The organism is Gelatiniphilus marinus (genome assembly GCF_042684345.1).
Lineage (GTDB): Bacteria > Bacteroidota > Bacteroidia > Flavobacteriales > Flavobacteriaceae > Gelatiniphilus > Gelatiniphilus marinus.
Genome location: NZ_JBHULK010000001.1, coordinates 678,449 through 702,087 on the forward strand (window position 1 = coordinate 678,449; position 23,639 = coordinate 702,087).

Consider the following 23,639-nt stretch of genomic DNA (forward strand, 5'->3'; position numbering starts at 1 on the left):
ATGCAAAACTGGTTTAAAAACATTGGTCCTGGGCCATTAGTCGCAGCTGCGTTTATTGGACCGGGCACCGTAACCGTTTGCACACTTGCTGGCGTGGGCTTTGGGTATGCCTTACTTTGGGCGATGTTGCTCTCCATTATAGCAACCATTGTTTTACAGGAAATGGCTGCAAGACTGGGGATTATTTCACAAAATGGATTGGCGCAAGCCATTAGAAGCGAAATTAAAAACCCCGTATTAAAAACGCTTGCTATTATATTAATACTGTCTGCCATTGTAATTGGCAATGCCGCTTACGAAGCCGGAAATATAAGCGGTGGCGTTTTAGGTTTAGAAACTATTGTTGGAAATTCAAATGTTGACATGGCAGGAATTTCAATTAATTTTTTGAGTGTTGCGATAGGCATTATTGCTTTCGTTTTGCTCTATTTAGGGAATTATAAAATACTTCAACACGCGCTGGTATTTCTTGTTATTTTAATGAGTTTAGCTTTTCTGATTACGGCTATGATTACCAAACCCAATTTTTCTGAAATTTTAAACGGCGTATTTATCCCCAAGTTTCCAAAAGATAGCATGTTAACAGTCATTGCTTTAATTGGAACAACCGTTGTGCCTTACAATTTATTTTTACATGCGTCTTTAGTCAAACAAAAATGGCATAACGAATCAGATTTAAAATTCGCAAGAAAAGATACTTTGGTCGCAGTTGTTTTAGGCGGGTTGGTTTCTATGTGCATCATTATTTCGGCCGCATCCATTCAAACCCAAGACATAAATAATGCGGCAGATTTAGCCAAAGGATTAGAGCCGTTATTCGGGAGTTTTGCAAAATATTTTTTAGCTATAGGTTTGTTTGCGGCTGGCATTACCAGTGCCATTACAGCGCCATTGGCAGCGGCTTATGTGGCAACGGGCTGTTTGGGTTGGAGCACCAATATGCAATCTAAAAAGTTTCGAGCAGTTTGGATAATTGTTTTGCTTGTTGGTGTAATATCCGCTTCATCAGGAATAAAATCAATAGAAATTATAAAATTCGCCCAAGTTACAAATGGCATCCTATTGCCCATTATTGCTGGTTTTTTAATTTGGGTTATGAATAAAAAATCTATTTTGAAGATGCATGTAAATAATGTAAAACAAAATATTTTCGGGATTATTATTCTAGGAATTAGTATCTTACTATCGTTAGCTACGCTTAACAAAGTGTTTCAATTAAACCTCTTTTAATGCAAAATTACAAGATTGATATCAATGTAGATTTGGGTGAAGGCATTGGTAACGAATCACAATTAATGCCATATATTTCTAGCTGTAATATTGCCTGCGGAGGTCATGCAGGTGATAGCGAAACTATGCGAAGCGTTGTACGGTTGGCAAAAAAACACGACGTAAAAATAGGAGCGCACCCCTCGTTTCCCGATAAAGAAAACTTTGGAAGAGTGGCCATGAAAATGCCTTCGGTGGTGTTGTACAAATCGATAAAAAAACAGATTCGCGATTTATTGAATATTTTAAAAGAAGAGCACGCCAGATTGCATCATATTAAACCACACGGTGCCCTTTACAATGTAGCTACGGTTAACGAAAAGACTGCAAAAATTATCGTTGAAGCGATAAAGAGCATAGCCATTCCAGTAAAATTATACGTGCCCTATAAATCGGTAATTGCCGATGTGGCGATTAAAAATAACATCGCTATTATCTATGAAGCTTTCGCCGATAGAAATTACAACGACGATTTAACCCTGGTTTCCAGAGATAAAAGCAATGCGCTGATTTGTGGCGATGTAACCCTGGTTAACCATGTGTATCGCATGATTTCCACTGGAAAGGTTAGAGCTGTTAACGACTCGGAAATTGCCATAAAAGCGGATACATTTTGTGTTCATGGCGATAATACCGAGGCTGTAAACCTGGTTAAAACCCTAAGGAAAAACTTGGAAGCAAAAGGGGTGAAAATCATGTAGTTTTTATGGCCTTTAACCTTGTATATAAACGCTATGGAGAACGTTCAATTTTGATTGAATGGCCATCTGTAATCACAAAAAAAACACTTTTTGATGTATTGGCTTGTAAAGATAAAATATTAAAAAACAACATTAAATCTATCGTTAATATAACTCATGCATATAATTCATTATTAGTTACTTATAAAAAGAATATTATAGATTTTGAATCTCAATGCTCTACCTTAAAAAAAATCTATAATCAGAATGCAACTTATAAGCAACCCAAATTTAAGAAATGGAAAATTCCGGTGTGTTACGATGCTTTTTTTGGTATTGATTTAGAGCTGATGTCTAAGGCTAAAAACTGTTCAAAAAAAGACATTATTAAGCGGCATTCGCAAGCTGTTTACACCGTTTATTTTATCGGTTTTTTACCCGGATTTTTGTATTTGGGAGGTTTGGATGAAACGCTTTATTTTCCTAGAAAAGATACCCCAAGATTAAAAATCGAAAAAGGGGCTGTGGCCATTGGCGGCCATCAAACTGGGGTTTATCCGAATGAAAGCCCTGGCGGTTGGAATATTATCGGGAATACACCCATTTCTTTTTTCGACGTAAAAAAAGAGAATCCGTGTTTTGCAACATCCGGAGACCGTATAGAGTTTTATCCAATTTCATTAAATAAACACCACGAAATTAAAACGCTTGTTGATGTAGGCGATTATCAATTGGAAAGCGAGGTCATCTATGGTTAAAGTCATAAAAACAGGGTTTTATTCAAGTATTCAGGATTTAGGTCGCATCGGTTTTCAGCATTACGGCGTGCCATATTCCGGGGTTATGGATCGTTATTCGGCAACCATGGCTAATGCTGTATTGGGCAACGATGAAAATACTGCGGTAATTGAAATGACGATGACGGGCGCCACACTTCAATTTTATGGCAATGCAAACATTTGCATTTCTGGAGCAGATATGTCGCCAAAAATCAATTCAAATCAAGTCCAACTTTATAAAAATACAGCTATGAAAACCGGAGACGTGTTGTCTTTTGGAAAACTGAATTACGGTTTTAGATGTTATTTAGCGATTTCGGGTGGCTTTAAAACCGAAAAAGTCATGCGCAGCAGAAGTATGTACAAAGGCATTACCAATTCGTTTAATCTGCGTATAAATGGCGAGTTGCCGGTTTCGGATTTTATCGAAATCAATTCAAAGCATGCTCGAGTTAAAGTAAATGCCAATCATTTTAATGCAAATGAAATCGAAGTATATAAGGGGCCGGAATTCGATTTGCTTTCCAAAGAACAACAAGAAAAACTGTTTTCAAAACCATTTAAAATTTCAAAAGAAAATAACCGAATGGCTTACCAATTGGAGGACACTTTAAATAATAGCTTGCAGCCCATAATAACCTCGTCGGTGCTTCCGGGTACGGTGCAACTAACGCCTTCTGGAAAACTTATTGTTTTAATGCGCGATTGCCAAACTACGGGCGGTTATCCCAGAATTTTACAGTTAAAAGAATCATCGATTAGTGTTTTGGCGCAAAAGTTTACGGGGCAAAACATCAGCTTTAAACTTCTGGAATATTAAGAAAATTTTATAACGGTAATTGGTAAGTTGTGCGTAGTTTTACGACAGAGATTAAAAACATAAAATGAAAAAACATTTTCTACTTTTTACGGTTGCCATGTTCTTTTTAAGTTGTGAAAAGGAAAAAGAATTCAGCGCACAAGAAATTGTTGATAAAACCATTGAGGTTACCGGGGGCGATAAAATTAAAAATGCCACCATTGCATTCGATTTTAGGGATAAACACTATAAAGCAACGCGAAATAATGGGTTATTTAAATTGGAAAGAACGTTTAAAGATTCTATAAACACAATCAGGGATGTGCTGTCAAACGAGGGTTTTCAGCGATACATCAATAATGAAATCGTGAAGGTTTCAGATACTATGGTTCCAAAATACGCGGCTTCGGTGAATTCGGTTCACTATTTTTCGGTTTTACCTTATGGGTTAAATGATGCGGCCGTTAACAAAAAATATATTGAAAAAGTTACTGTGAAAGGCAAGCCGTATCATAAAATAGAAATCACTTTTAATCAAGAAGGTGGAGGAGAAGATTTTGAAGATATTTTTGTGTATTGGGTAAACGCTGAAACTTATAAAACAGAATATATTGCCTATTCGTACCATGAAAATCACGGCATTGGTTTACGGTTTCGAGAAGCCAATAACGAGCGTTATGTTAGCGGCATTAGGTTTGTAGATTATACCAATTATAAACCCGAAAACAGCACATCGATTTCTGCGTTGGATTTAGATGATTTGTTTGAAAAAAACCAATTGCAAATCGTGTCTAAAATAAACCTAAAGCATATTAGGCTAATCCCATAGCAATTTCTACCATTTCGATAAATGTGGTTTCGCGTTCTTTGCTTGTGGTGCGCTCTCCAGTAACCAAAGAATCAGAAATAGTTAAGATACTAAGCGCATTTACATTGTGTTTTGCGGCAACAGTGTATAATCCGGCACTTTCCATTTCTACGCAAAGCACCCCGAATTTAGACCACTTTTTGTAAGATTCGAAATCGTCTTCATAAAACTCATCCGAAGTAAAAACATTGCCCGCTTTAATATCTATGTTTTTCTCTTTTGCGACATCCAAAGCCTTTTTAAACAAATCAAAATTGGCCGTGGGCGCGTAATCTGCACCACCAAAACGCAGTTCGTTTACCCCAGAATTGGACGACGCCGCCATAGCCAGAACAATATCGCGTATTTTAACATGTTTTTGGTACGAGCCCGCGCTGCCAACCCTAATAAGGTTTTTAACTCCATATTCTGTAATAAGTTCGTGCGCATAAATGGATATTGAAGGCACGCCCATGCCTGTACCCATTACCGAAATTCGAGTTCCGTTAAAAGTGCCTGTGTAGCCAAACATGTTTCTTATTTTATTGAAACAGAAAGGGTTGTCAAAAAAAGTTTCGGCAATCCATTTGGCGCGCAAGGGGTCTCCGGGAAGTAAAATGGTTTCGGCTATATCGCCTTTTTTGGCTTCAATATGTACACTCATTTAAAATAATTAAAAGTTAATGGTTTCTCTATTAGGCAATTTAATATTTGCTTTCGCTTGTGGTTTTGCCGGTAACTATCTCAATTCCAGACGATGTCCCTAAACGCTCTGCGCCAAGGTTTATAAAGTCTAGTGCTGTTTTTTTATCTTTTATACCGCCAGAAGCCTTTATTTTAACAGTACCATTTGCAACGCTTTTCATGAGTTTTACATCGTGTAGTGTAGCACCACCGGTTCCAAAACCTGTTGATGTTTTTATAAAATCTGCACCACTTTGTATGGCAAGTTCGCTGGCTTTAATAATTTCCAGATCTTCAAGATAGCAAGTTTCTAAAATCACTTTCAGCACCTGTTGGGGCATTACTTTTTTTACAGCCTCAATATCTTTCCAAACGGCATCAAAATCCTTGCTTTTAAGATAGCCTAGGTTAATAACCATATCTATTTCGTCGGCACCTTGGCTTAAAGCCGATTTTGTTTCGGCAACTTTGGCTTGTGTACTCATGCTTCCTAAAGGGAAACCGATAACGCTACATACTTTTACATGGCTATCCTTTAATTGCGATTTAGCCAAAGCTACATAGCAACTGTTTACGCAAACCGATAAAAATTTATGCTCAATTGCTTCTTGGCAAAGTGTTATGATATCGTTTTTTGTTGCTGTGGGCTTTAAAAGCGTGTGGTCTATATAAGTGTTTAAAAGTTTCATGCTAATGCCAAAATTAAGTTTATTTATTTAATAAAACAGTATTTCACTGCTTACATTGTTAAAACTGCTAAGATGCATTAATAAATTAATTTGAAACTATGATTTAAGTCAGTTTTATAATGTAGAACTCATTTTTAGCGTAGCAGCCATAAAAAATAGCTAAACAGAATTTTTAGATTTGGTTTAGCTATTTCATTTTATGGTAATGTCTTAATTTTTTACGGTAACAGTTTCCGTTACTTTTAAAGCTTGTTCTTCTTTAAATGTTTTAATGTACTGCTTAAAAATTTTAGAATTTCTTTTGGCCCGCTTATCGTTAAAAAGCAATATACCATAGTTAACACCAACTCTATCGGCTCCGGATTCTAGATATTTAACTGCGGTTTCGTAATCTTCAATACCATCAAAAGCAACTATTTTAATGCGGTTCTTTACCGTTTTTTTAATTATTTTAACAGTGGTTTGTGTAGCTCCGTTTTTTGAAAACCCACTGGAAGTTTTTATATAATCTACTTTGGCATCCAAACAAATTTCACAAATCCTGATAACCTCGTTTTTGTTTAATTCTGAAATCTCAATAATTACTTTAAGTGGTGTACTACCAATAGCCCGTTTTACATCGGTAATATCTTTTAAAATAGAAACGTAATTTTTGCTTTTAAGCAAGCCTTGGTTAATAACCATTTCTATTTCGTCTGCGCCATCGTTAAGTGCTTGTTTAGCCTCGTAAACTTTTGATGCTGTTGCCATAGCACCTAAAGGAAAACCAATAGGTGTGCAGACTTTTACATTGGTATTGATTAAAAATTGTTTAACAAAAGTTACATAATAGCTATTTACATTTACGGCGCAATAACTGTGTTTTTTGGCTTCTAAACACAGCTCTATAATGTCTCTTTCTGTTGCCGATGGATGTAATAACGTGTATTCTATTTGATTTGATATTTGCATTGAACAAGTAGGTTTTATTGTCTTTTTTAATTTAAACAGCTAATAGTTGTTATGGTTTATTAATATTTGAATTATATCTTGGTAAAAGTAGGAATTTAAAACGTTATTTTTTGAACTTTAACAAGGTTTTAATTAACAATATATTGTTAGTAAGTTAAACGGTAAATTATGCCATATATTTTCAAGGTAAATTTAAGCGGCCTAAAAAACAAGAAATAGCGATTTATATCAAACATTTACAGCACATTGCAATAAAGACATAGCGTGTTGTTTTTGTTTTACGATTTAATAAAAGTACAATCAATAACCGTCAAAAAAAAAAAATCGTTTAACTGCAAAATAGGAATTAAAAAAAATTGAAACCAACTTTCCTCGAGGCAGGAAGCAATAGCCATAGAAATAGTACGATATTATGTTTTTTTATAACTGGTTACGGTTATAAAAAAAGCAACATTACCTCGTTAAAAGGTCATGTTGCTTTTATACTATTGGTTTGGAATTGATTTACAATTTAAAAAATTAGTTTTTTTCCAACCATTGTATTGCCCTAAAATTCTTCGGCAACTAAACTGTTTTGGTTTCTAAATACCAATTGATCATCAAAGGCATCTAACAAAATAATACTTTCGGTTGTTACTTTTCCGGCTAAAATCTCTTTGCTTAACGCATTTAAGACCTCTTTTTGTATTACACGCTTTACGGGTCTTGCACCATATTCTGGATTATACCCTTTTTTTGCTAGATAGCCTATGGCTTCTGGTGTAGCATCAAACGTAATACCTTGTTTGGCAATCATTTTTTTAACGCTTTTTAGTTGAAGCCCAACAATATCGATTATGTTTTCTTTGCTTAAGGGTGTAAACATTATGGTGTCGTCTATTCTGTTTAAAAACTCGGGGCGCACACTTTGCTTTAATAAACCCAGTACATCTATTTTTGCAGCTTCAACGGCAGAATCGAGATCTTTTGTGGCCTCAAAACGTTCTTGGATTAAATGGCTTCCAATATTCGAGGTCATGATTATGATAGTGTTTTTAAAATCTGCAACTCGACCTTTGTTATCTGTTAAATGCCCTTCGTCCAGTACTTGCAATAAAATATTAAAGGTGTCTGGATGTGCTTTTTCAATTTCGTCCAACAAAACCACAGAATATGGTTTTCTTCTTACAGCCTCGGTTAATTGTCCGCCTTCATCGTAGCCCACATATCCTGGAGGCGCGCCAACCAGTCTGCTAACCGCATGGCGTTCTTGGTATTCGCTCATATCAATTCTGGTCATGGCATTCTCATCGTCAAACAAATATTCGGCTAAAGCCTTGGCGAGTTCGGTTTTACCAACACCGGTGGTACCCAAAAACAAGAATGTGCCAATTGGTTTTTGCGGATTTTGCAATCCTGCTCGACTTCTGCGAACCGCATCGCTAACCGCAACTATGGCCTCTTCTTGCCCAACAACACGTTTATGTAATTCGTCTTCTAATTTTAAAAGCTTTTCGCGTTCGCTTTGCAGCATCTTTGTAACGGGAATCCCGGTCCATTTAGCAACCACTTCGGCAATATTATCATAAGTTACCTCTTCTTTAATTAAGGAAGTTTCAGATTGGGCTTCAAGTTGCTTTTGGAAAATTTCCAACTGCTCTTGGGCTTCTTTTATTTTTCCGTAGCGCAATTCGGCAACTTTACCGTAATCGCCATCGCGTTCTGCACGTTCTGCTTCAAGTTTATAGTTTTCAATATCCTGTTTGGTGTTTTGAATATTATCAACCACTTCTTTTTCGCTTTTCCATTTCGCGTTAATTTCGTTACGTTCTTCTTTTAAGTTAGCTAAATCTGATCGAAGTGATTTTAATTTCGTTTCGTCTTTTTCGCGTTTAATGGCTTCAATTTCAATTTCCAATTGCATTATTTTTCTATCTAAAACATCCAGTTCTTCTGGTTTAGAATTGATTTCCATACGAAGTTTTGATGCCGCTTCATCCATTAAATCGATAGCTTTATCTGGTAAAAACCTATTGGTAATGTAACGTTGCGATAATTCTACAGCACCAATAATAGCCTCGTCTTTAATGCGCACTTTATGATGGGTTTCGTACTTTTCTTTAATACCTCTTAAAATTGATATTGCACTTTCTGTATCTGGCTCATCGACCATAACTTTTTGAAAACGACGCTCTAAAGCCTTGTCTTTTTCGAAGTATTTTTGGTACTCATCTAAAGTGGTCGCACCAATGGCGCGCAGTTCGCCACGGGCTAAAGCGGGTTTTAAAATATTGGCAGCATCCATGGCGCCTTGACCGCCACCAGCACCAACAAGCGTGTGTATTTCGTCGATAAACAACACAATATCTCCATCGCTGGTAGTTACTTCTTTTATTACGGCTTTAAGGCGTTCTTCAAACTCGCCTTTGTATTTTGCACCTGCAATTAATGCGCCCATATCGAGAGCGAAAATTTGTTTGTCTTTTAGGTTTTCTGGAATATCGCCATCAATAATTCTATGGGCTAAACCTTCGGCAATAGCAGTTTTACCGGTTCCGGGTTCGCCAACTAAAATAGGGTTGTTTTTGGTACGGCGCGATAATATTTGAAGAATTCTGCGTATTTCTTCATCACGACCAATTACAGGGTCCAGTTTACCGTCTTTTGCCAATTGGTTTAAGTTTTTTGCATATTTACTAAGTGCATTGTAAGTTTCTTCTTGACTTTGTGAAGTTACATTTTCGCCCTTGCGCAACTCTAGAATGCTAGCAGTTAGAGTCTTTTCTGTAACACCTTGGTCTTTTAGCATTTGCGCTATTTTGCTGTTCGATTTAAAAACCGCTAAAATAAGATGCTCGATAGATACGAAATCATCCTTCATTTTTTTTGCGATGATGGATGCCTCGTTTAAGCTTTTCCCAGCTTCGCGCGATAACATTAATTCGCTACCCGTAACTTTTGGGAAACTTTCTAATTGCTTATCCAAAGCTTGTTGAAGGATACTAATATTAACATTCAATTTTTTTAAAATGAATGGCAATACGTTTTCATCAACTTCAAAAATGCCTTTAAAAACATGCTCGTTTTCAATTTGCTGATGCCCTAGACCTTGTGCAATTTGCTGTGCTTGCTGTATGGCCTCTTGCGATTTTATGGTATAATTGTTTAAGTTCATTAATTTGTTTTTTATGTTATTCCCTCAAACAAGAGAATATTATTAATACTTTCTTTTTGTTTTTTATAAAAGCAAAAATCTTATTATTAATTACTTTTACAATTGCATTGAGACAATAACCTTACCAACGCTATTTAAGCGACATAATGTCTTGTTGTTACTTTGTTTTAATGACTTTTAGTCAGTTTGTAAGATTTAAAATAAGTTTCGACTTAGTAGGCTAATGGATGTGTTTCTGCATTAAAAAGAATAGTAAAAATAGGATTCGCTCTTTCGGGGGCATGAAAAGATAATATTGAAATTATGGGATTATTTAATAAACTATTTGTTGGCGATAACCAAGCAAAAGAAGAAAAGTTTTTGCCTTGGATTCCCTTAAATGAATTGCCTCAGTTGGATTTGATTAAAACGAAATCCAATAGCAAAACACAGGTAATTTTTAAGCACTCTACCCGATGCGGAATAAGCAGAATGGTAATGAAACAATTTGTTGCTTTGTATAAGATAGCCGAAAAGGACATGGATTTATATTATCTGGATTTGCTGAATTACCTTGGTGTTTCAAACGAAATCGCCGATAAATTTCAAGTAATTCACGAATCTCCGCAACTTATTGTAATTAAAAATGGGGTAGTAGTACTGCATGCCTCGCATGGCGCCATTAACGATGTAGATTTAAGTAGGTTTGTTTAACGTGCTTATTGCCAAATGCTTTTTTAAAAAGCGTGCTACAATCTACCTTTGTTAAAATACGAAAGTTTTTACAACAGTTTCTTGAAATTGTTTATGCAGAGATAGGTAGGGGTAATGTGTTTGGTTTGGTAAACACTATATCTAATAGTGCACACAAGATTTTACATAACGTCAAATTATAGATACAAATATATTAACGCTGCGAAGTAAACCACTTAATAGTTTAATGACCCAAGTTCCAATTATTCTAATGAAAACGAATGTTTCTGGGATATTTTATATAATAGAGAATTATAGCTTAAACAGTAACAAACATCATGCTTATTGCTAAATGTTGTTTTAATATTAAATCATCCTCAGGATAATCCAATATTAAAAGTGTACTATAATGTTCTTGCGTTATGTAACTTGAGCTTTGGATAAAAGCGAAAGTTGTTACTACAGTCTCTTCAAAAAATTTTACTCCAAAAGTTTCTTATACATTGTTAATGAAATCGAATTTATGAGGTTCACGAACACCTATTTATTAAAATAGCGTGTGCTGAGCGTAGTCGAAGTATAGGAGGGAAGCATTATGTGTGTGGAATGGTTAATAAACTTGTTGTTTTTTTTATAGCACCAAACTGCCAATCCATTAATTACAAATTCATATGGAACTTTTTAACCAATATCTTTTAAGCATTATGTTGTGTGACATTACACAATTTTTTAATTTCATCTAAAACATGATGAATCCTTTTTTCTGATAATCCAATATTTTTCATTGTATTAGATGCATTAAGAAGCTCTTTAACCAAAACCACATCTTTCTCAATAAGTTGATGCTTTTCTTTTCTGGTTAATGTTGTTAAAGTGGTAACAGGATATAATGCCATAGAATCGATATTGGCTTTTAATCCGTTGTTTTTAGGGTAATTCCAACTTAACAGGGTTAAACCAACACATTTTGCATAGTTTATAGCATCTTCGCTAAACCTTGTATTGGTAACCAGCCAACCTTGTTTTAAATGTGTTTTTTTGTTGGAATTGGTATTCCATTGTTGTTGAATGTCTAAAAATCTAGAATTTATGTACAAAGGTACTTTAACATTGCTTGAGCCTTTAGCATCCGAATGAAACTTACATTCTATAGCATATACATTTACATCTTTTTCTGCCAACACATCAATTTCATGCGTCACACATGCACCATCTAAAATAACGCTGACTTTGGTTATATAACCTTTTTCTTTTAATAAGGCAGCAACCAATCGCTCAAACGGAAACCCTGTAGGCCCTAAATCAAAAAGAGCACGTTTTAAACTGTAGCGTGAAGCACAAATCTTATTGTGCTTTTTTAATATGGCAAATGCTTTTTTATAGATTTCATTAGATGACATGCCATCATAAAGATTAGGTTGAATACCAAGTATTATGGTTTCAATCACATCTTTGGATGCTCCTGCAGATTTTAGGGATTTTTTTAATTTTTCGAAAGAAAAAAGTTCAATTTCATCGTTTCCTTTCTTTATATAAATTTGCTTTTCCATGCTTTCTTAATGTTTTAAAATCTTAATATTTCTGTCATTATTCCAAATCGAATAACAGATATCTGATGCTGAAAATAAATATTGTAATAATCCATTCCATGATAAAACTGGACAAATAATCCTATATCTTCTAAAAACTTTGGATGATAGTAAAAGGTAAGACTTGCATTAAATCTATCAAAATCAAATAAATCCAAATCATTATAATTATCCAACATGAACGTTGTTTCAGCTTTTAATGAAAAATTGGCTTTATCGCTATGAGAATTGATTAGAGGAAACTTAAACGATGTAAAACTATTATGCCAACGCAATCCGCTATACTTGCCTTTTAATTCTTGTAACATCCAACTTTTAGGATGAATTTCAATGGAACTTTTTATCGTTTTAATGGCTTTTAATCGATTACTATATGCTGTTTTAAGAAATCCAAACTCCATGAAATTAGTGGCAAAATTTCCCGTTTGTAAGTTGATGAAATTATCGTCATTATAAAAATTTCCATCTTGTCCATTGGAATGATGCGCTATTTTTCCGAAAAAAACCAAGTAATTAAGAGCCTCATATTTATTGGCTAAATAATACACTGAAATCTGCGGAATATAACTTGGTGTACGAACAGGATAGGATTCCTCATTATACATCCTAATTGTAATTTGAGGTTTTAAAATAGCCATTAGTTTAGAGTCCTTTCGTTTTCTAATTACAAATGATGGGTTTACATTGGCTTCAAACATTAAGGGTTCAATATTTCCAATATCTGTTGGAAAGGTAATGTAGCTATCGCTTTGATTGATTAGGGCTATTTTAGACAAATCTAATTGCGGAAGTGAATCTAAATCTTTTTGCGAAAAAGCAAAATGCACAGACCATAAAAACAAAAACAAGATGTAAGTTTTCGTTTTCATTTATTTAGGGTTTTTTAAGCTGTTTGTTAATATTATAAAACGCTAGAAGTGAAAATATCAAGGTTACTAACATTCTAAAAACCATAGCACCAATCGTTTTTTCTTCATAAATGCCACCATTACTGATATGAAATTGCAATGCAATAAAGGCAATAATTAAAACACTCAAGGCAATAATTAATATCCAAAACGTCCACTTTGTCCTTATTAAAAAACCGTAAGCAGCGAATAAATATAATATGCTACAGATAAAATTTGCCCAAACTATAAACAGGACATAGTTTCCTTCTTTGGCTCTAATACCAAACCAATCGAATATTACAGAACTACTTAAAAATAAAGTGAGTAATGCAAATAGTGCTAAAATAGTTGCACTTACCGCGTTGATGATTTTTTTATTTTTCATTTGATAACGATTTATTAGACGATTCACCAAGCCACCATTTTGGTTTGTCCTGTTTTGAAACCAAACCGAATTTTTTTATGGAATATTTTTCAATATGCTTGATTACATCTTCAACAGAATCGGTTACAAAAAGCAGTTTCATATCTTCTGGACTGATGCTTTCATTTTCAGCCATTAACTGAATATGTTCGCATAATTCTTTATGATAAACCGAATCAAAAATCACCACTGGGAAATCTTTAATGACCTTAGTTTGAATTAAGGTTAGGGCTTCAAACAGTTCGTCTAAAGTTCCAATGCCTCCAGGCATGACAACAAAAGCATAAGAATATTTCACCAAAATAACTTTACGTAAAAAGAAGTATGGAATATCAATCCATTTGTGTAAATACGGATTTGGTTTTTGCTCAAAAGGTAGAATAATATTGCACCCAACCGAGTTTCCACCTGCTTCAAACGCACCTTTATTGGCAGCTTCCATAATTCCTGGTCCACCACCTGTCATTACTGTAAATCCTGTTTTTGCTAATGCAGCTCCAATTTTTTCAGCATTTTTATAATGTTCAGAATCATTGGTAAATCGAGCAGAACCAAAAACAGTTACACAAGGTCCAATAAAATGCATTTTCCGGAAGGCTTTTATGAAATTGAAAAAGACTTTAAAGGCAAAGGATAATTCTTTAAAACGGGATAGAGGTCCTCGAACAAACAGGGATTCATCTCTAGATAGTTTTATTTTTTTATCAGTCTTCATAGGTCATGTATTAATTTGTTTTCTTGTAACTCCAAACAGCCAATCCATTCATAATAAGTGCATATAGCAAGGTTTTTAATAACTGCGGAAGAATATCCATTAAGCCAGAACCTTTCAACATTACCATACGCATCACTTCTACAAAGTATTTAATGGGGTTGAATTCTGTAATAATTTGAGCCCATTCTGGCATACTTTCAATAGGTGTGAACAAACCACTCATTAAAATAAAAATAACTGTAAAAAACCAAGCGATAAACATGGCTTGTTGTTGTGTGTCTGTAAAGTTTGAAATAAACAGGCCAATTCCTAAAACCACCAAAATATAGATGGACGTGTACACATACATAAGTGGCAAACTACCAACCATAGGTACATCAAAAATGAGTTTGGCTATGATTAAACCTATGGTTAATAAGCCCATTCCTAAAACCCAAAAGGGAAATAATTTCCCAATGATAAACTGGCTTTTTTTAATTGGTGTCACGTTGATTTGCTCTAAGGTGCCAATTTCTTTTTCTCTAACAATATTCATTCCTGATAAGAACAAAGTAATCATAGTTACCAGTAAAACCAATATTCCTGGAACCATAAAGGTTTTATAATTTAAGGTTTCGTTGTACCAAAAAAGCGGAATTGTTTCAATGTTTACTGGTTGAACTTGTTTGTCTGAAATTTGAAATAAATCGACTTTTAACTGTTGATTACACCGTTGAATAATTTGTGAAACATAAACGTTCATGACACCAGCAGCTGCACCATCAATCGCATTAATAGTCACGCCTAAACTATTGTGTTTTTCGTTTTGAAGATCGCGTTCAAAATATTGTGGAATTTCTAAAACAACATCTACTTCACCTTTTAACATGGCCGAACTTGCTAATGCTTCCGAAGGAAAATCGGTTAATACATTAAAATAAGTGGATGCGTTAAATTTTTCAACTAATGCTCTTGAAGTTGAAGTGTGGTCATTATCTATATGCCCAAATTTGATATTCTTGACCTCAAATGTCGCAGCATTGGATAAAATGACGAGTTGGAGTAGTGGTAACACAAAAATGATAGGAAGCATCCCTTTATTTCTAAAGATTTGCTTAAACTCTTTTTGGATGATGTATAGGATTGTTTTCATTACTCCAGTCTAATTTTATATTTCTTGACACTCAATGCAATAAAAAACACAGTCATTCCTAATAAAATCAAAGTTTCTTTCCATATAAATTGCATTCCAACACCTTTCAACATAACACCTTTTATGATAATGATAAACCACTTTGCTGGAATGATATTACTAATAATTTGCAATGGTAATGGCATACTTGAAATTGGGAAAATAAAACCTGATAATAATATGACAGGTAGCATGAGTCCCATTAATGAAATCATCATTGCGGTTTGTTGGGTTGCTGAAATGGTTGAGATTAAAATTCCTAATGCTAATGCTGAAATGATAAACAAGATACTCTCCAAAGCCAATAGAAATAAGCTTCCTTCAACAGGCATTTTAAAAATAAAAATGCTTAATAAGACAATGACTACTGCATTAATTATAGATAGAAAAATATACGGAAACACTTTACCTATAATTACCTGAAACGGTTTTAATGGTGACACCAAGAGGATTTCCATAGTGCCTAATTCCTTTTCTCTTGTGATAGAAATAGAAGTCATCATAGCAGAAACTAACATCAAAATAATAGTCATCACACCAGGAACAAACATATACACGCTTTTTAATTCCGGATTATAGACCATGCGTGTTTCTGGAATGATTTGATAGACTATGGTAATATCTTTATTTAAACCTTTTTGATATTGTTGAAGTATAGCATTAACGTAATTACTAATAGTATTTGCGGTATTCGGATCTGTGGCATCGGTTATGATTTGAACCGTTGCTTTGTTGTCTTTAATCAGATTTTTACTGAAATCATTCTCGAAGTTTAAAACGGCTTTTACGTGACCTTTTTGAAACACCGATTCGATATCGGCTTCTTTTTCAATGATTTGTTTGATACTGAAATATTTTGAAGCTGAAATTTTATTGATGATTTCTTTTGTGGTGGCGTCTTTAGAATGGTCCAAAATGGCAATATCTACATTATTGATTTCATTGGTAATGGCGAATCCGAATAGTAAAATTTGGGCTATCGGCATCCCAAAGAGAATAAACAACGAGCGTCTATCTCTAAAAATATGGTAGAATTCTTTTTTTATGAAGCCTATAAAACGTTTCATATCAGCCCCCTTTTAATTCCCCCAAAAGGGGAAAACCCAGTGCGCATTTTAAATATATTTAATTTCATCATCTTTAAGCATTTCAAATTGGTGTTCGATTTTAAACTCCCTTCCCTTTGGGAAGGGTTGGGGATGGGCTCCTTGCCAGTTTTAAAAACACATCGTTCATATTTTCAGCCTTAAACTGTTCTTTCAGTTTTTTTGGAGTATCTAAAGCTTCTATTTTTCCGTTGACCATAATAGAAACCCTGTCGCAATATTCTGCTTCGTCCATATAATGCGTGGTTACAAAAACCGTGGTACCTTGGTTGGCTGCTTTGTAAATCAATTCCCAAAACTGACGTCTGGTAATAGGGTCGACGCCACCAGTTGGTTCATCTAAAAACACAATTTTGGGATCGTGAATCAAGGACACCGAAAAGGATAGTTTTTGTTTCCAACCCAATGGTAAAGCACCAACCAATTTATTAGCAACATTCTGTAAGCCTAATTCTTCAATCAAAGCATCCGATTTTTCTTTAATGCGTTTTCTGGATAAACCATAAATACCTCCAAAAAACGTAATGTTTTCCCTAACCGTTAAATCGTCATACAAGGCGAATTTCTGACTCATATAGCCAATATTCTTCTTAATGTCTTCTGCATTGGTAAACACATCAAAACCAGCGACATTGGCATTGCCAGAAGTAGGGTTTGAAATGCCAATAAGCATTTTCATAGCTGTGGTTTTTCCTGCTCCATTTGCACCTAAAAAACCAAATATCTCGCCTCTTTCAACATCAAAAGTGATGGCGTTTACTGCTGTAAAATCACCAAACATTTTGGTTAATCCTTCTACTTGTATGACTTTGTTGATCATTTCTTTATTGCTGTTTTGTCAGTTCGAGTTGAGGCTTAAGCCGAAGTATCGAGAACTTCTCGATACAATTTTCTATCGAAAATCACTCGAAGGGACATGCTTGTTATTTTGCCAATTCCATAAAGGTGTCTTCAATAGTGGCTATTGTTTTTTCAATGTGTATGTTTGATAAGTTTTTGCTTTCTAAGTATGCTTTTAAATGGTCTGGATTAAAGTCTGTTCTATTATCTGTATAATGCACAAACTCGCCAAAAGGATACACGCTATGGTTGTGTTCATAGGCATTTAAGCTATTGATGAGTTGATACATATTATTAGCACGAACGTTATAAATTGGTTTCGGATAATGTTTTACAATCGCTTCAGGCGTGTCTATTTCTAAAATTTTTCCATCTTGAATCAGTGCAATTCTATCGCATAAAGCCGCTTCGTCCATATAAGGTGTGGATACCAAAATGGTAATGCCTTTTTGTTGCAAGCGTTTTAGCATTTCCCAAAATTCCTTTCGTGACACGGGATCAACGCCTGTAGTAGGCTCATCTAAAAACAGCACTTTTGGTTTATGAATCAAGGCACAGCTCAATGCGAGTTTTTGTTTCATACCACCAGATAATTTCCCAGCGCGACGACCTTTAAACGGTTCTATTTGCACATAGATATCTTTTATTAAATCGTAGTTTTCTTCAACGGTTGTTCCAAATATGGTAGCGAAAAAATCCAGATTTTCTTCAACGGTTAAATCTTGATAAAGTGAAAATTTCCCAGGCATGTAACCAACACTGTTTCTAATGCTTTTGTAATTTGCAACGACATCAAAACCAGCAACGGTTGCTGTGCCTTCATCTGCAAATAAAAGTGTGGTCAAAATCCTGAATAGTGTTGTTTTACCAGCACCATCAGGACCTATGAGGCCAAAAAGTTCGCCTTTTTTTACTTCAAAAGAGATGTCTTGTAAGGCTTTTACATTTTTATATGATTTGCTAATATGGTTTACAGAAATTCCCATTTATTCGAAATATTCTGAATAGGCATTGATGTTTTCTTTAATACTAGCTGTAATTTTTGAAGCATCCTCAACTGTTTCCGCTTTTAAAAGGGCATCAATTTTTTCGATTAATGGATGTAGCCAAATGTGTAGATTATCATGAGAAGGCCCTTCCATTGTACAATTTTTTACTACAAAATTTTTCTGATCATTTAGTTTTTTGGCTAACTTGTGATAGTCGTCTAATGTGCTTGCCGATTGTGTGTTGATAGTGTTTTGTAGTTGTTGAACCCCTTCATTTGTAGGTGTATCCGCTTGCCATTTGACACCATTATCATTTTGAATTTCGTTAATCCAAGCATTTGCATAAACATTTGAAGTTTCATGATTTTGATGATCGTTTTTGGTGTCATCAGAATGCTCAATTGTTTCTGTTTTTGTGTCCTGATTTTTACTGTCTTTGCAGCTTACTAATGCCAATAGGCTTAATGTGAAAATTACATGTTTCATTGTTTGAGTTGTTATTGATTATTATTGTATGCGTTGTTTAACCATAATTCTGCTGGCATGCCTATTTTTAAGCTACCATCGTTGGCAACATCAATTTTTACAGCATATACTAAGGCGACGCGCTCTTCTTTGGTTTGAATAATTTTTGGCGTGAATTCGGCTTCTGATGCAATCCAACTAATCATCCCTTTATAAGATTTCATAGTGTCTGCATCATCAATCTTTACAGAGACCTCTTGACCAATTTTTATATTCCCCAATTGGGTTTCACTTACATACACACGCAATTGCATGGTATTTAAATCGGCTATTTTATAGAGTGGTTTACCAAAAACTGTAATTTCGTTAGGTTCGGCATATTTGGTTAAAACTGTTCCGTTAAAAGGATTTATGATTTTACTTTTCTGAATTTGGTCATCAATTTGCTTTAGTTGCACATCGATAGATTTCAATTCATTAACCACTGGTGCATTTTGTATTTCCACGCTTCTTATTTGGTTCTTAATCACATCTATTTCACCTTCAATATCATCCAATTGTTTTTGTGTTCCAGCTTGATCCTTGATTAAATTTTCAACTCTGGTTTTGTTGGTGTTGGCTGTTTTTAATTTTGCATTTAAAACAGATATCTGCGACAAAACACCTCTAGATCTTGAGCTAATTACAGCTTTAGAAACCTGTAGTTGTTCACGTTTTAATGCCAACGGTATGGTGTCGATATAACCTATAAACTGGTCTTTTTTAAGGATATCACCTTCATTAACATTAAACTGCATTAACTTTCCGTTATTTTCAGCCGAAATTGTTATTTCTGTTGCTTCAAAATTGCCATAACCATCTGCTTTATCATCACCATTTCCACAGGAAAACAGGGTAGTGGTTATCATGCTTATTACTAGTATATAGTTGTATTTTTTCATTTCTAAATAGTTATTGTCCTTTAATGATATTATAATTTGCTTTTGCGAGTTGTAACTGGATTTTATGCCTTACTAAGGTGCTTTCGTCTTCATATAAATTGGTCAATTCTGTGATGTAAGCCGAAGATGTAATCACACCATTTTTGAGTTGCGAATCTGCGGTTTGTAACACTTCTTTTCTGAGATTAATGATCGCTTCATCTGATGCTATAATACCTTCTATTTTCTCTATTTCTTTTTGCTGTTTGTTGAGTTCAATGCTGGTATTGAGCTTAAACGCTTCGGTTTCGGTATCTATAATATCTTTATTGATGGCTAACGATTCTCGTTGCTTGTTTTTAGAATTCCAGTCAAAAACATTCCAATTTAATTTAATACCGACAGTATAAAAGGCTTGAAAGGAATTATCTAGCATATTCAATCCAGGATTGCCATAACCACCTGTTGCAAAACCGAGTAGTTTTGGTGCGTTTTGTTTTGAGATTAATGATTCTGAATGTGCTATCTCCTCTTTTTTAAGTTGAAACAATTCCAATTCGGGTCTGTTTAAATCATGCTGAAACTGGGTTTGTACGAGTGGATTTTGAAATAGGGTGGAAGCGTCTAATGGCTTTTTGATTAAGCTTGAAAGCGTTTCAATGAGAGCTATTTTATTACTTTCTAACTCTTGAAACTGTTGGCTAATTTTTAATAATTCGGCTTCCAAAACTTTATCTGAAGACGGTAAAATAACACCGTATTTAATGCCAGAAACCACCTCTTTAAGCTTAGCTTCCAATTGTGCTTGTTTGGCTTTTAATAACAACTCGGATTCTTGAGCCAGTAAAATAGAGAAATACAGTTGGTTGATTTGTTGTTTTAGTTGATATAAGCTAACTTCAATCTGTTTTTGTTTGGTTTTTAGTTGTGCTGATTTTACTTTTAAAGACGCATCTGTTAGTCCTCCATTATAAATCAATTGGTTTGCCGATAATGTGGCGCGATATTGGTCTTGGTCTAAAGGTTGGATGGTAGTATTTGGAATTGGAACTTCTATAACATCAGATTGGTAGGTAGCTTGGGCATCTAAACTAAATTGTGGCAATTTTGTAGTATTGATAGCTTCAGCATCTAGTTGATACTGTGTTTCTAATAGTTGTGACTGCTTAGCCAAAGGGTAATTTTGAGTGACCAAACTATAACATTCTTCCAATGTGATATGTTTTTGCGCATAACCTGAAAATGTTGCTATGCTTATAAAAATGAGTATTAAGCGTTTCATGTTATGCGTTCTTTATAGAATTTATAATAAAATTGGCGACTTCGGTTTTGCGGTCTTCCATAAGTTGCTTGTAGGTTTGATTGTCAGAGTTGGTAAAAGCCATGATTAGTGGTTTTGCGATAAATGGAAAAATATTAAGTGCTATGATATTAATAAATAAGTGTTCAGCACTTATAGGTTTTATGATGCCTTTATTAACTTCATCATCTACCTGTTTCTGGAATTTTTTAAGATTTGGAAAGCCTTTATTTTCTTTGAGCTTTAGAATAAAATCTTGATTCCTATTAAGCTCTTGAATGATGAAATTCGGCAAATATGGATGTTTAATGATGAATGAAATGTAGTTTGATGTAAAGTTTTTAATCTTCTCTTCAATAGATGAGTCGTCATTTAAAATAGCATTTAACTGCGGTGCTAATAGAGCGAAGGCATTTTTAAAAACCGCTTCAAAAAGTAATTGCTTACTCCTGTAATAATAATGAAGCATAGCTTTGTTAATGCCTGCTTTATCTGCTATTTCCTGCATACGTGCACCATCCATACCTTTGGTTTGAAATACATTTTTTGCCGCATCTAAAATTTGCTCTTCGGTATTTTCGTCTTTTGTTTTTGCCATTTTAACTATATAGTTTAACCATTTGGTTAACAAATATAATTAATAATATTGAAAGCCTGATATTGATCTCATAAAATTTTGGCTAAAACAATAGGCTATTTCGAGAGAATTATCCAGTAGATGATTCGAATGAAATATAACTTCAAATGGTATTTAGCTAAAAATGTACACTGTAGATTTTCTTAACGCTAAATAGTCTAAAATATAGCAAATGAGCCGTTAATTGTTTCCAAAAGTTTATGCAGTCTTGATTTTTTGTTTTAGGTATTTAGCTTTTGCTAAATAGTATTTCAAGACACTATTTTAAAGAATTGATTGAGAATCAATTTTTTAAAACACCATTAATGAATATGATGTTCTACCTGTTATTTTAACTTCTAAACAATTAGTTTCAAGATTCTTAAAAAAAGATGATTTACCTTTCAATATAGTTAGCTTTTATAATGTAAAGGATAAATTATTTGATGCTTTTGAATAAATATACAATAATAAATTATGTAAAATAGAATCTCGATGTTTAACTCGGCCTCATAAAATTTTGGTCAAAACAATAGGAGAAATGAGCGTCCATATTTTAGGGGTTTAGTACTACCGTTTCTTAAGAGGTTCAATTATACATAGGGTTTCCAAGCAATGTTAATGAGTTCCGATGTTTCCTAAAATATAGCGAATGAGCCGTTAATTGTTTCAAAATTATATGCAGCCTTGAATTTTTGTTTCTTTTGTTTCAAGACAAAAGATATTAAATAAAACCTTTAGAAGTTCAAAGCTTTAAATTCTATTTTACATAATATTAATAGTTCCAGATAAAAAAGTTTAAATAGTAGCGAGAATAAAATAAGTACTTAGAATTTTATTTTTTTAAAATTTAAGCTCTTGTGGCAACTTTACGAGAATCGCGTAGAAAAAAAATATGACGTACAAATATAACAATCAAAAACTAGCTTTTTAAATGCGCTGGCAAACAGCTGGAAATTGAGTTATAAATAAATTGCAATCAGCAATTTGTATTTATATAAACAATAAGCGTTGGCAGCGGATATTTTACATAACCTCAAATTAAAGTTACATTTTAATTCTTCAAATGCTAATCGCTGAGAATCGCTTAAAAATAAAATTCTTGATAATTGTACAGAATTTTCAATTTAGCGAGAAGTTCTATTTTACATGGTATCATTATAGTTACAGTTGGATTATGCTATGGCGCAAATTACTTTTTACATAATTACTATCGTTATACAGCTAAAGCTCTAGAACTGCAATTATGTAAAATACTACGTATACAGTAATTTGTTACATTTGTACTATAATTTATATTATGTAAAATAGAAATGTTTAAACCTAACCTTACTCATTTATAACCATTAATTAACAAGCTATTAGCAAAAAAAAATTTTATAACAAAAATTCATACTGTATATTTGCATCCTATTTAGTTTATCGGTTCATAAAAAATGAAAATAAAATCTAAGCAAAAATCCAAGGTTGGTAAATCAAGGCTTAAGTTATTGCATCAGTATTATACTTATACTGGGTTTTACACTTTTGTTTGGCAAGCTGTAAAAAAAGCATTGCCCTATATTATTGCGCTGGTTATTGCTGTATATACAATCAATCATTTTTTTAATATCAATGAGGCGCTAACACGCCTTACCGAAATACTCCCTGTTTTTGGAGTATTGTCTTTTTTCTTTGTATCAGAAACCCTTTTAGGTTTGATCCCTCCAGAAGTGTTTATTGCTTGGGCGGGTAAAATGTACAGCCCTTGGTTTTATTTAAGCCTACTAGCTATTTTGTCTTACTGTGGCGGCCTTTTATCTTATTGGATGGGCAGAACCATTACCAAAATACCATCGGTACATAATTACCTTGAGGTTAAAATGGAAAAACAATTAAAAAACTCAAAAAAATGGGGCGGCTTTTTAATAATTGTTGGCGCCTTGTTACCCTTACCTTTTTCTGTATCTTGTATCGCCGCTGGCATTATAAAGTTCCCTTTTAAAAATGTGGTACTTTATGGCTCACTGCGTTTGTTGCGTTTCGCAATTTACGGTCTCATAATTTTCAACGCATTATAATTTACTTTTATACATTACAGTTTAAATAAC

General features: G+C 34.0%; 23 protein-coding genes. 7 read left to right on the forward strand and 16 right to left on the reverse strand.

Features of this window, described 5'->3' with window-relative positions; translation table 11 throughout:
• The 5 genes from ACFSQS_RS02885 (at position 1) to ACFSQS_RS02905 (ending at position 4,356) form a co-directional block, all read left to right on the forward strand.
• The gene (locus ACFSQS_RS02885; protein ID WP_388013804.1) at positions 1-1,230 is read left to right on the forward strand and encodes an Nramp family divalent metal transporter; all 1,230 of its coding nucleotides are present in this window, start codon (positions 1-3) and stop codon (positions 1,228-1,230) included.
• On the forward strand, positions 1,230-1,970 hold the full coding sequence (gene pxpA / locus ACFSQS_RS02890) for a 5-oxoprolinase subunit PxpA (RefSeq protein WP_388013808.1): 741 nt from the start codon (positions 1,230-1,232) through the stop codon (positions 1,968-1,970). The genes ACFSQS_RS02885 and pxpA overlap by 1 nt, the downstream gene beginning before the upstream one ends.
• A 5-nt stretch (positions 1,971-1,975) precedes the next feature.
• Positions 1,976-2,707, forward strand: a complete 732-nt coding sequence (gene pxpB, locus ACFSQS_RS02895; protein ID WP_388013811.1) for a 5-oxoprolinase subunit PxpB — start codon at positions 1,976-1,978, stop codon at positions 2,705-2,707.
• Entirely contained in the window at positions 2,700-3,548 is an 849-nt protein-coding gene (locus tag ACFSQS_RS02900; RefSeq protein ID WP_388013814.1) for a 5-oxoprolinase subunit C family protein, read from the forward strand. The genes pxpB and ACFSQS_RS02900 overlap by 8 nt, the downstream gene beginning before the upstream one ends.
• 64 nt (positions 3,549-3,612) lie before the next feature.
• Positions 3,613-4,356: a DUF6503 family protein gene (locus ACFSQS_RS02905; protein ID WP_388013817.1), complete on the forward strand. Its 744-nt coding sequence runs from the start codon at positions 3,613-3,615 to the stop codon at positions 4,354-4,356.
• Here the strand turns inward: ACFSQS_RS02905 and deoD are convergent.
• From deoD to clpB, 4 genes are all read right to left on the reverse strand, one after another.
• Positions 4,340-5,038, reverse strand: a complete 699-nt coding sequence (deoD, locus tag ACFSQS_RS02910) for a purine-nucleoside phosphorylase (protein ID WP_388013820.1) — start codon at positions 5,036-5,038, stop codon at positions 4,340-4,342. The genes ACFSQS_RS02905 and deoD overlap by 17 nt on opposite strands.
• 40 nt (positions 5,039-5,078) lie before the next feature.
• The gene (gene deoC / locus ACFSQS_RS02915; protein WP_388013823.1) at positions 5,079-5,747 is read right to left on the reverse strand and encodes a deoxyribose-phosphate aldolase; all 669 of its coding nucleotides are present in this window, start codon (positions 5,745-5,747) and stop codon (positions 5,079-5,081) included.
• 210 nt (positions 5,748-5,957) lie between these two features.
• Positions 5,958-6,698 (reverse strand): deoxyribose-phosphate aldolase, encoded by a 741-nt coding sequence (gene deoC / locus ACFSQS_RS02920; RefSeq protein WP_388013826.1) that lies wholly within the window; start codon positions 6,696-6,698, stop codon positions 5,958-5,960.
• A gap of 547 nt (positions 6,699-7,245) precedes the next feature.
• Positions 7,246-9,852, reverse strand: coding sequence for an ATP-dependent chaperone ClpB (gene clpB / locus ACFSQS_RS02925; protein WP_388013829.1), 2,607 nt, complete (start codon positions 9,850-9,852; stop codon positions 7,246-7,248).
• Positions 9,853-10,155: 303 nt separating this feature from the next.
• Here clpB and ytxJ point away from each other — a divergent pair, with 303 nt between their 5' ends.
• Positions 10,156-10,545 carry a bacillithiol system redox-active protein YtxJ gene (ytxJ, locus tag ACFSQS_RS02930; protein WP_388013832.1) on the forward strand — a complete coding sequence of 130 codons (390 nt, stop codon included), beginning with the start codon at positions 10,156-10,158 and terminating at the stop codon, positions 10,543-10,545.
• A 674-nt stretch (positions 10,546-11,219) separates the two neighbouring features.
• Here the strand turns inward: ytxJ and ACFSQS_RS02935 are convergent.
• From ACFSQS_RS02935 to ACFSQS_RS02990, 12 genes are all read right to left on the reverse strand, one after another.
• A complete protein-coding gene (locus ACFSQS_RS02935) occupies positions 11,220-12,074 on the reverse strand; it encodes an ATPase (protein WP_388013835.1) in 855 nt (284 codons plus the stop codon).
• A gap of 14 nt (positions 12,075-12,088) precedes the next feature.
• Complete coding sequence (locus ACFSQS_RS02940) at positions 12,089-12,982, reverse strand: hypothetical protein (protein WP_388013838.1); 894 nt, start codon at positions 12,980-12,982, stop codon at positions 12,089-12,091.
• 4 nt (positions 12,983-12,986) lie between these two features.
• The gene (locus tag ACFSQS_RS02945) at positions 12,987-13,388 is read right to left on the reverse strand and encodes a hypothetical protein (protein ID WP_388013841.1); all 402 of its coding nucleotides are present in this window, start codon (positions 13,386-13,388) and stop codon (positions 12,987-12,989) included.
• A complete protein-coding gene (locus ACFSQS_RS02950; protein ID WP_388013844.1) occupies positions 13,378-14,142 on the reverse strand; it encodes an LOG family protein in 765 nt (254 codons plus the stop codon). The genes ACFSQS_RS02945 and ACFSQS_RS02950 overlap by 11 nt, the downstream gene beginning before the upstream one ends.
• Before the next feature lie 10 nt (positions 14,143-14,152).
• Positions 14,153-15,274, reverse strand: a complete 1,122-nt coding sequence (locus tag ACFSQS_RS02955; protein WP_388013847.1) for an ABC transporter permease — start codon at positions 15,272-15,274, stop codon at positions 14,153-14,155.
• A complete protein-coding gene (locus ACFSQS_RS02960; protein ID WP_388013850.1) occupies positions 15,274-16,380 on the reverse strand; it encodes an ABC transporter permease in 1,107 nt (368 codons plus the stop codon). The genes ACFSQS_RS02955 and ACFSQS_RS02960 overlap by 1 nt, the downstream gene beginning before the upstream one ends.
• Before the next feature lie 100 nt (positions 16,381-16,480).
• Positions 16,481-17,239 (reverse strand): ABC transporter ATP-binding protein, encoded by a 759-nt coding sequence (locus ACFSQS_RS02965; protein ID WP_388013853.1) that lies wholly within the window; start codon positions 17,237-17,239, stop codon positions 16,481-16,483.
• Positions 17,240-17,342: 103 nt separating this feature from the next.
• The gene (locus ACFSQS_RS02970; RefSeq protein WP_388013856.1) at positions 17,343-18,245 is read right to left on the reverse strand and encodes an ABC transporter ATP-binding protein; all 903 of its coding nucleotides are present in this window, start codon (positions 18,243-18,245) and stop codon (positions 17,343-17,345) included.
• Positions 18,246-18,734: a hypothetical protein gene (locus ACFSQS_RS02975; RefSeq protein ID WP_388013859.1), complete on the reverse strand. Its 489-nt coding sequence runs from the start codon at positions 18,732-18,734 to the stop codon at positions 18,246-18,248. It lies immediately after the preceding gene.
• An 11-nt stretch (positions 18,735-18,745) separates the two neighbouring features.
• Positions 18,746-19,654 (reverse strand): HlyD family secretion protein, encoded by a 909-nt coding sequence (locus ACFSQS_RS02980; RefSeq protein ID WP_388013862.1) that lies wholly within the window; start codon positions 19,652-19,654, stop codon positions 18,746-18,748.
• A 10-nt stretch (positions 19,655-19,664) separates the two neighbouring features.
• The gene (locus tag ACFSQS_RS02985) at positions 19,665-20,915 is read right to left on the reverse strand and encodes a TolC family protein (RefSeq protein ID WP_388013865.1); all 1,251 of its coding nucleotides are present in this window, start codon (positions 20,913-20,915) and stop codon (positions 19,665-19,667) included.
• 1 nt (position 20,916) lies between these two features.
• The gene (locus ACFSQS_RS02990) at positions 20,917-21,531 is read right to left on the reverse strand and encodes a TetR/AcrR family transcriptional regulator (RefSeq protein WP_388013868.1); all 615 of its coding nucleotides are present in this window, start codon (positions 21,529-21,531) and stop codon (positions 20,917-20,919) included.
• A 1,454-nt stretch (positions 21,532-22,985) separates the two neighbouring features.
• Here ACFSQS_RS02990 and ACFSQS_RS02995 point away from each other — a divergent pair.
• Complete coding sequence (locus ACFSQS_RS02995; RefSeq protein ID WP_388013871.1) at positions 22,986-23,609, forward strand: YqaA family protein; 624 nt, start codon at positions 22,986-22,988, stop codon at positions 23,607-23,609.
• Positions 23,610-23,639 lie beyond the last annotated feature (30 nt).

Excerpts from the sequence above, each read along its gene's own strand:
- ACFSQS_RS02885 (WP_388013804.1), top strand. The coding sequence starts at position 1 with ATGCAAAACTGGTTTAAAAACATTGGTCCTGGGCCATTAGTCGCAGCT.
- pxpA (WP_388013808.1), top strand. The coding sequence starts at position 1,230 with ATGCAAAATTACAAGATTGATATCAATGTAGATTTGGGTGAAGGCATT.
- pxpB (WP_388013811.1), top strand. The coding sequence starts at position 1,976 with ATGGCCTTTAACCTTGTATATAAACGCTATGGAGAACGTTCAATTTTG.
- ACFSQS_RS02900 (WP_388013814.1), top strand. The coding sequence starts at position 2,700 with ATGGTTAAAGTCATAAAAACAGGGTTTTATTCAAGTATTCAGGATTTA.
- ACFSQS_RS02905 (WP_388013817.1), top strand. The coding sequence starts at position 3,613 with ATGAAAAAACATTTTCTACTTTTTACGGTTGCCATGTTCTTTTTAAGT.
- deoD (WP_388013820.1), bottom strand. The coding sequence starts at position 5,038 with ATGAGTGTACATATTGAAGCCAAAAAAGGCGATATAGCCGAAACCATT.
- deoC (WP_388013823.1), bottom strand. The coding sequence starts at position 5,747 with ATGAAACTTTTAAACACTTATATAGACCACACGCTTTTAAAGCCCACA.
- deoC (WP_388013826.1), bottom strand. The coding sequence starts at position 6,698 with ATGCAAATATCAAATCAAATAGAATACACGTTATTACATCCATCGGCA.
- clpB (WP_388013829.1), bottom strand. The coding sequence starts at position 9,852 with ATGAACTTAAACAATTATACCATAAAATCGCAAGAGGCCATACAGCAA.
- ytxJ (WP_388013832.1), top strand. The coding sequence starts at position 10,156 with ATGGGATTATTTAATAAACTATTTGTTGGCGATAACCAAGCAAAAGAA.
- ACFSQS_RS02935 (WP_388013835.1), bottom strand. The coding sequence starts at position 12,074 with ATGGAAAAGCAAATTTATATAAAGAAAGGAAACGATGAAATTGAACTT.
- ACFSQS_RS02940 (WP_388013838.1), bottom strand. The coding sequence starts at position 12,982 with ATGAAAACGAAAACTTACATCTTGTTTTTGTTTTTATGGTCTGTGCAT.
- ACFSQS_RS02945 (WP_388013841.1), bottom strand. The coding sequence starts at position 13,388 with ATGAAAAATAAAAAAATCATCAACGCGGTAAGTGCAACTATTTTAGCA.
- ACFSQS_RS02950 (WP_388013844.1), bottom strand. The coding sequence starts at position 14,142 with ATGAAGACTGATAAAAAAATAAAACTATCTAGAGATGAATCCCTGTTT.
- ACFSQS_RS02955 (WP_388013847.1), bottom strand. The coding sequence starts at position 15,274 with ATGAAAACAATCCTATACATCATCCAAAAAGAGTTTAAGCAAATCTTT.
- ACFSQS_RS02960 (WP_388013850.1), bottom strand. The coding sequence starts at position 16,380 with ATGAAACGTTTTATAGGCTTCATAAAAAAAGAATTCTACCATATTTTT.
- ACFSQS_RS02965 (WP_388013853.1), bottom strand. The coding sequence starts at position 17,239 with ATGATCAACAAAGTCATACAAGTAGAAGGATTAACCAAAATGTTTGGT.
- ACFSQS_RS02970 (WP_388013856.1), bottom strand. The coding sequence starts at position 18,245 with ATGGGAATTTCTGTAAACCATATTAGCAAATCATATAAAAATGTAAAA.
- ACFSQS_RS02975 (WP_388013859.1), bottom strand. The coding sequence starts at position 18,734 with ATGAAACATGTAATTTTCACATTAAGCCTATTGGCATTAGTAAGCTGC.
- ACFSQS_RS02980 (WP_388013862.1), bottom strand. The coding sequence starts at position 19,654 with ATGAAAAAATACAACTATATACTAGTAATAAGCATGATAACCACTACC.
- ACFSQS_RS02985 (WP_388013865.1), bottom strand. The coding sequence starts at position 20,915 with ATGAAACGCTTAATACTCATTTTTATAAGCATAGCAACATTTTCAGGT.
- ACFSQS_RS02990 (WP_388013868.1), bottom strand. The coding sequence starts at position 21,531 with ATGGCAAAAACAAAAGACGAAAATACCGAAGAGCAAATTTTAGATGCG.
- ACFSQS_RS02995 (WP_388013871.1), top strand. The coding sequence starts at position 22,986 with ATGAAAATAAAATCTAAGCAAAAATCCAAGGTTGGTAAATCAAGGCTT.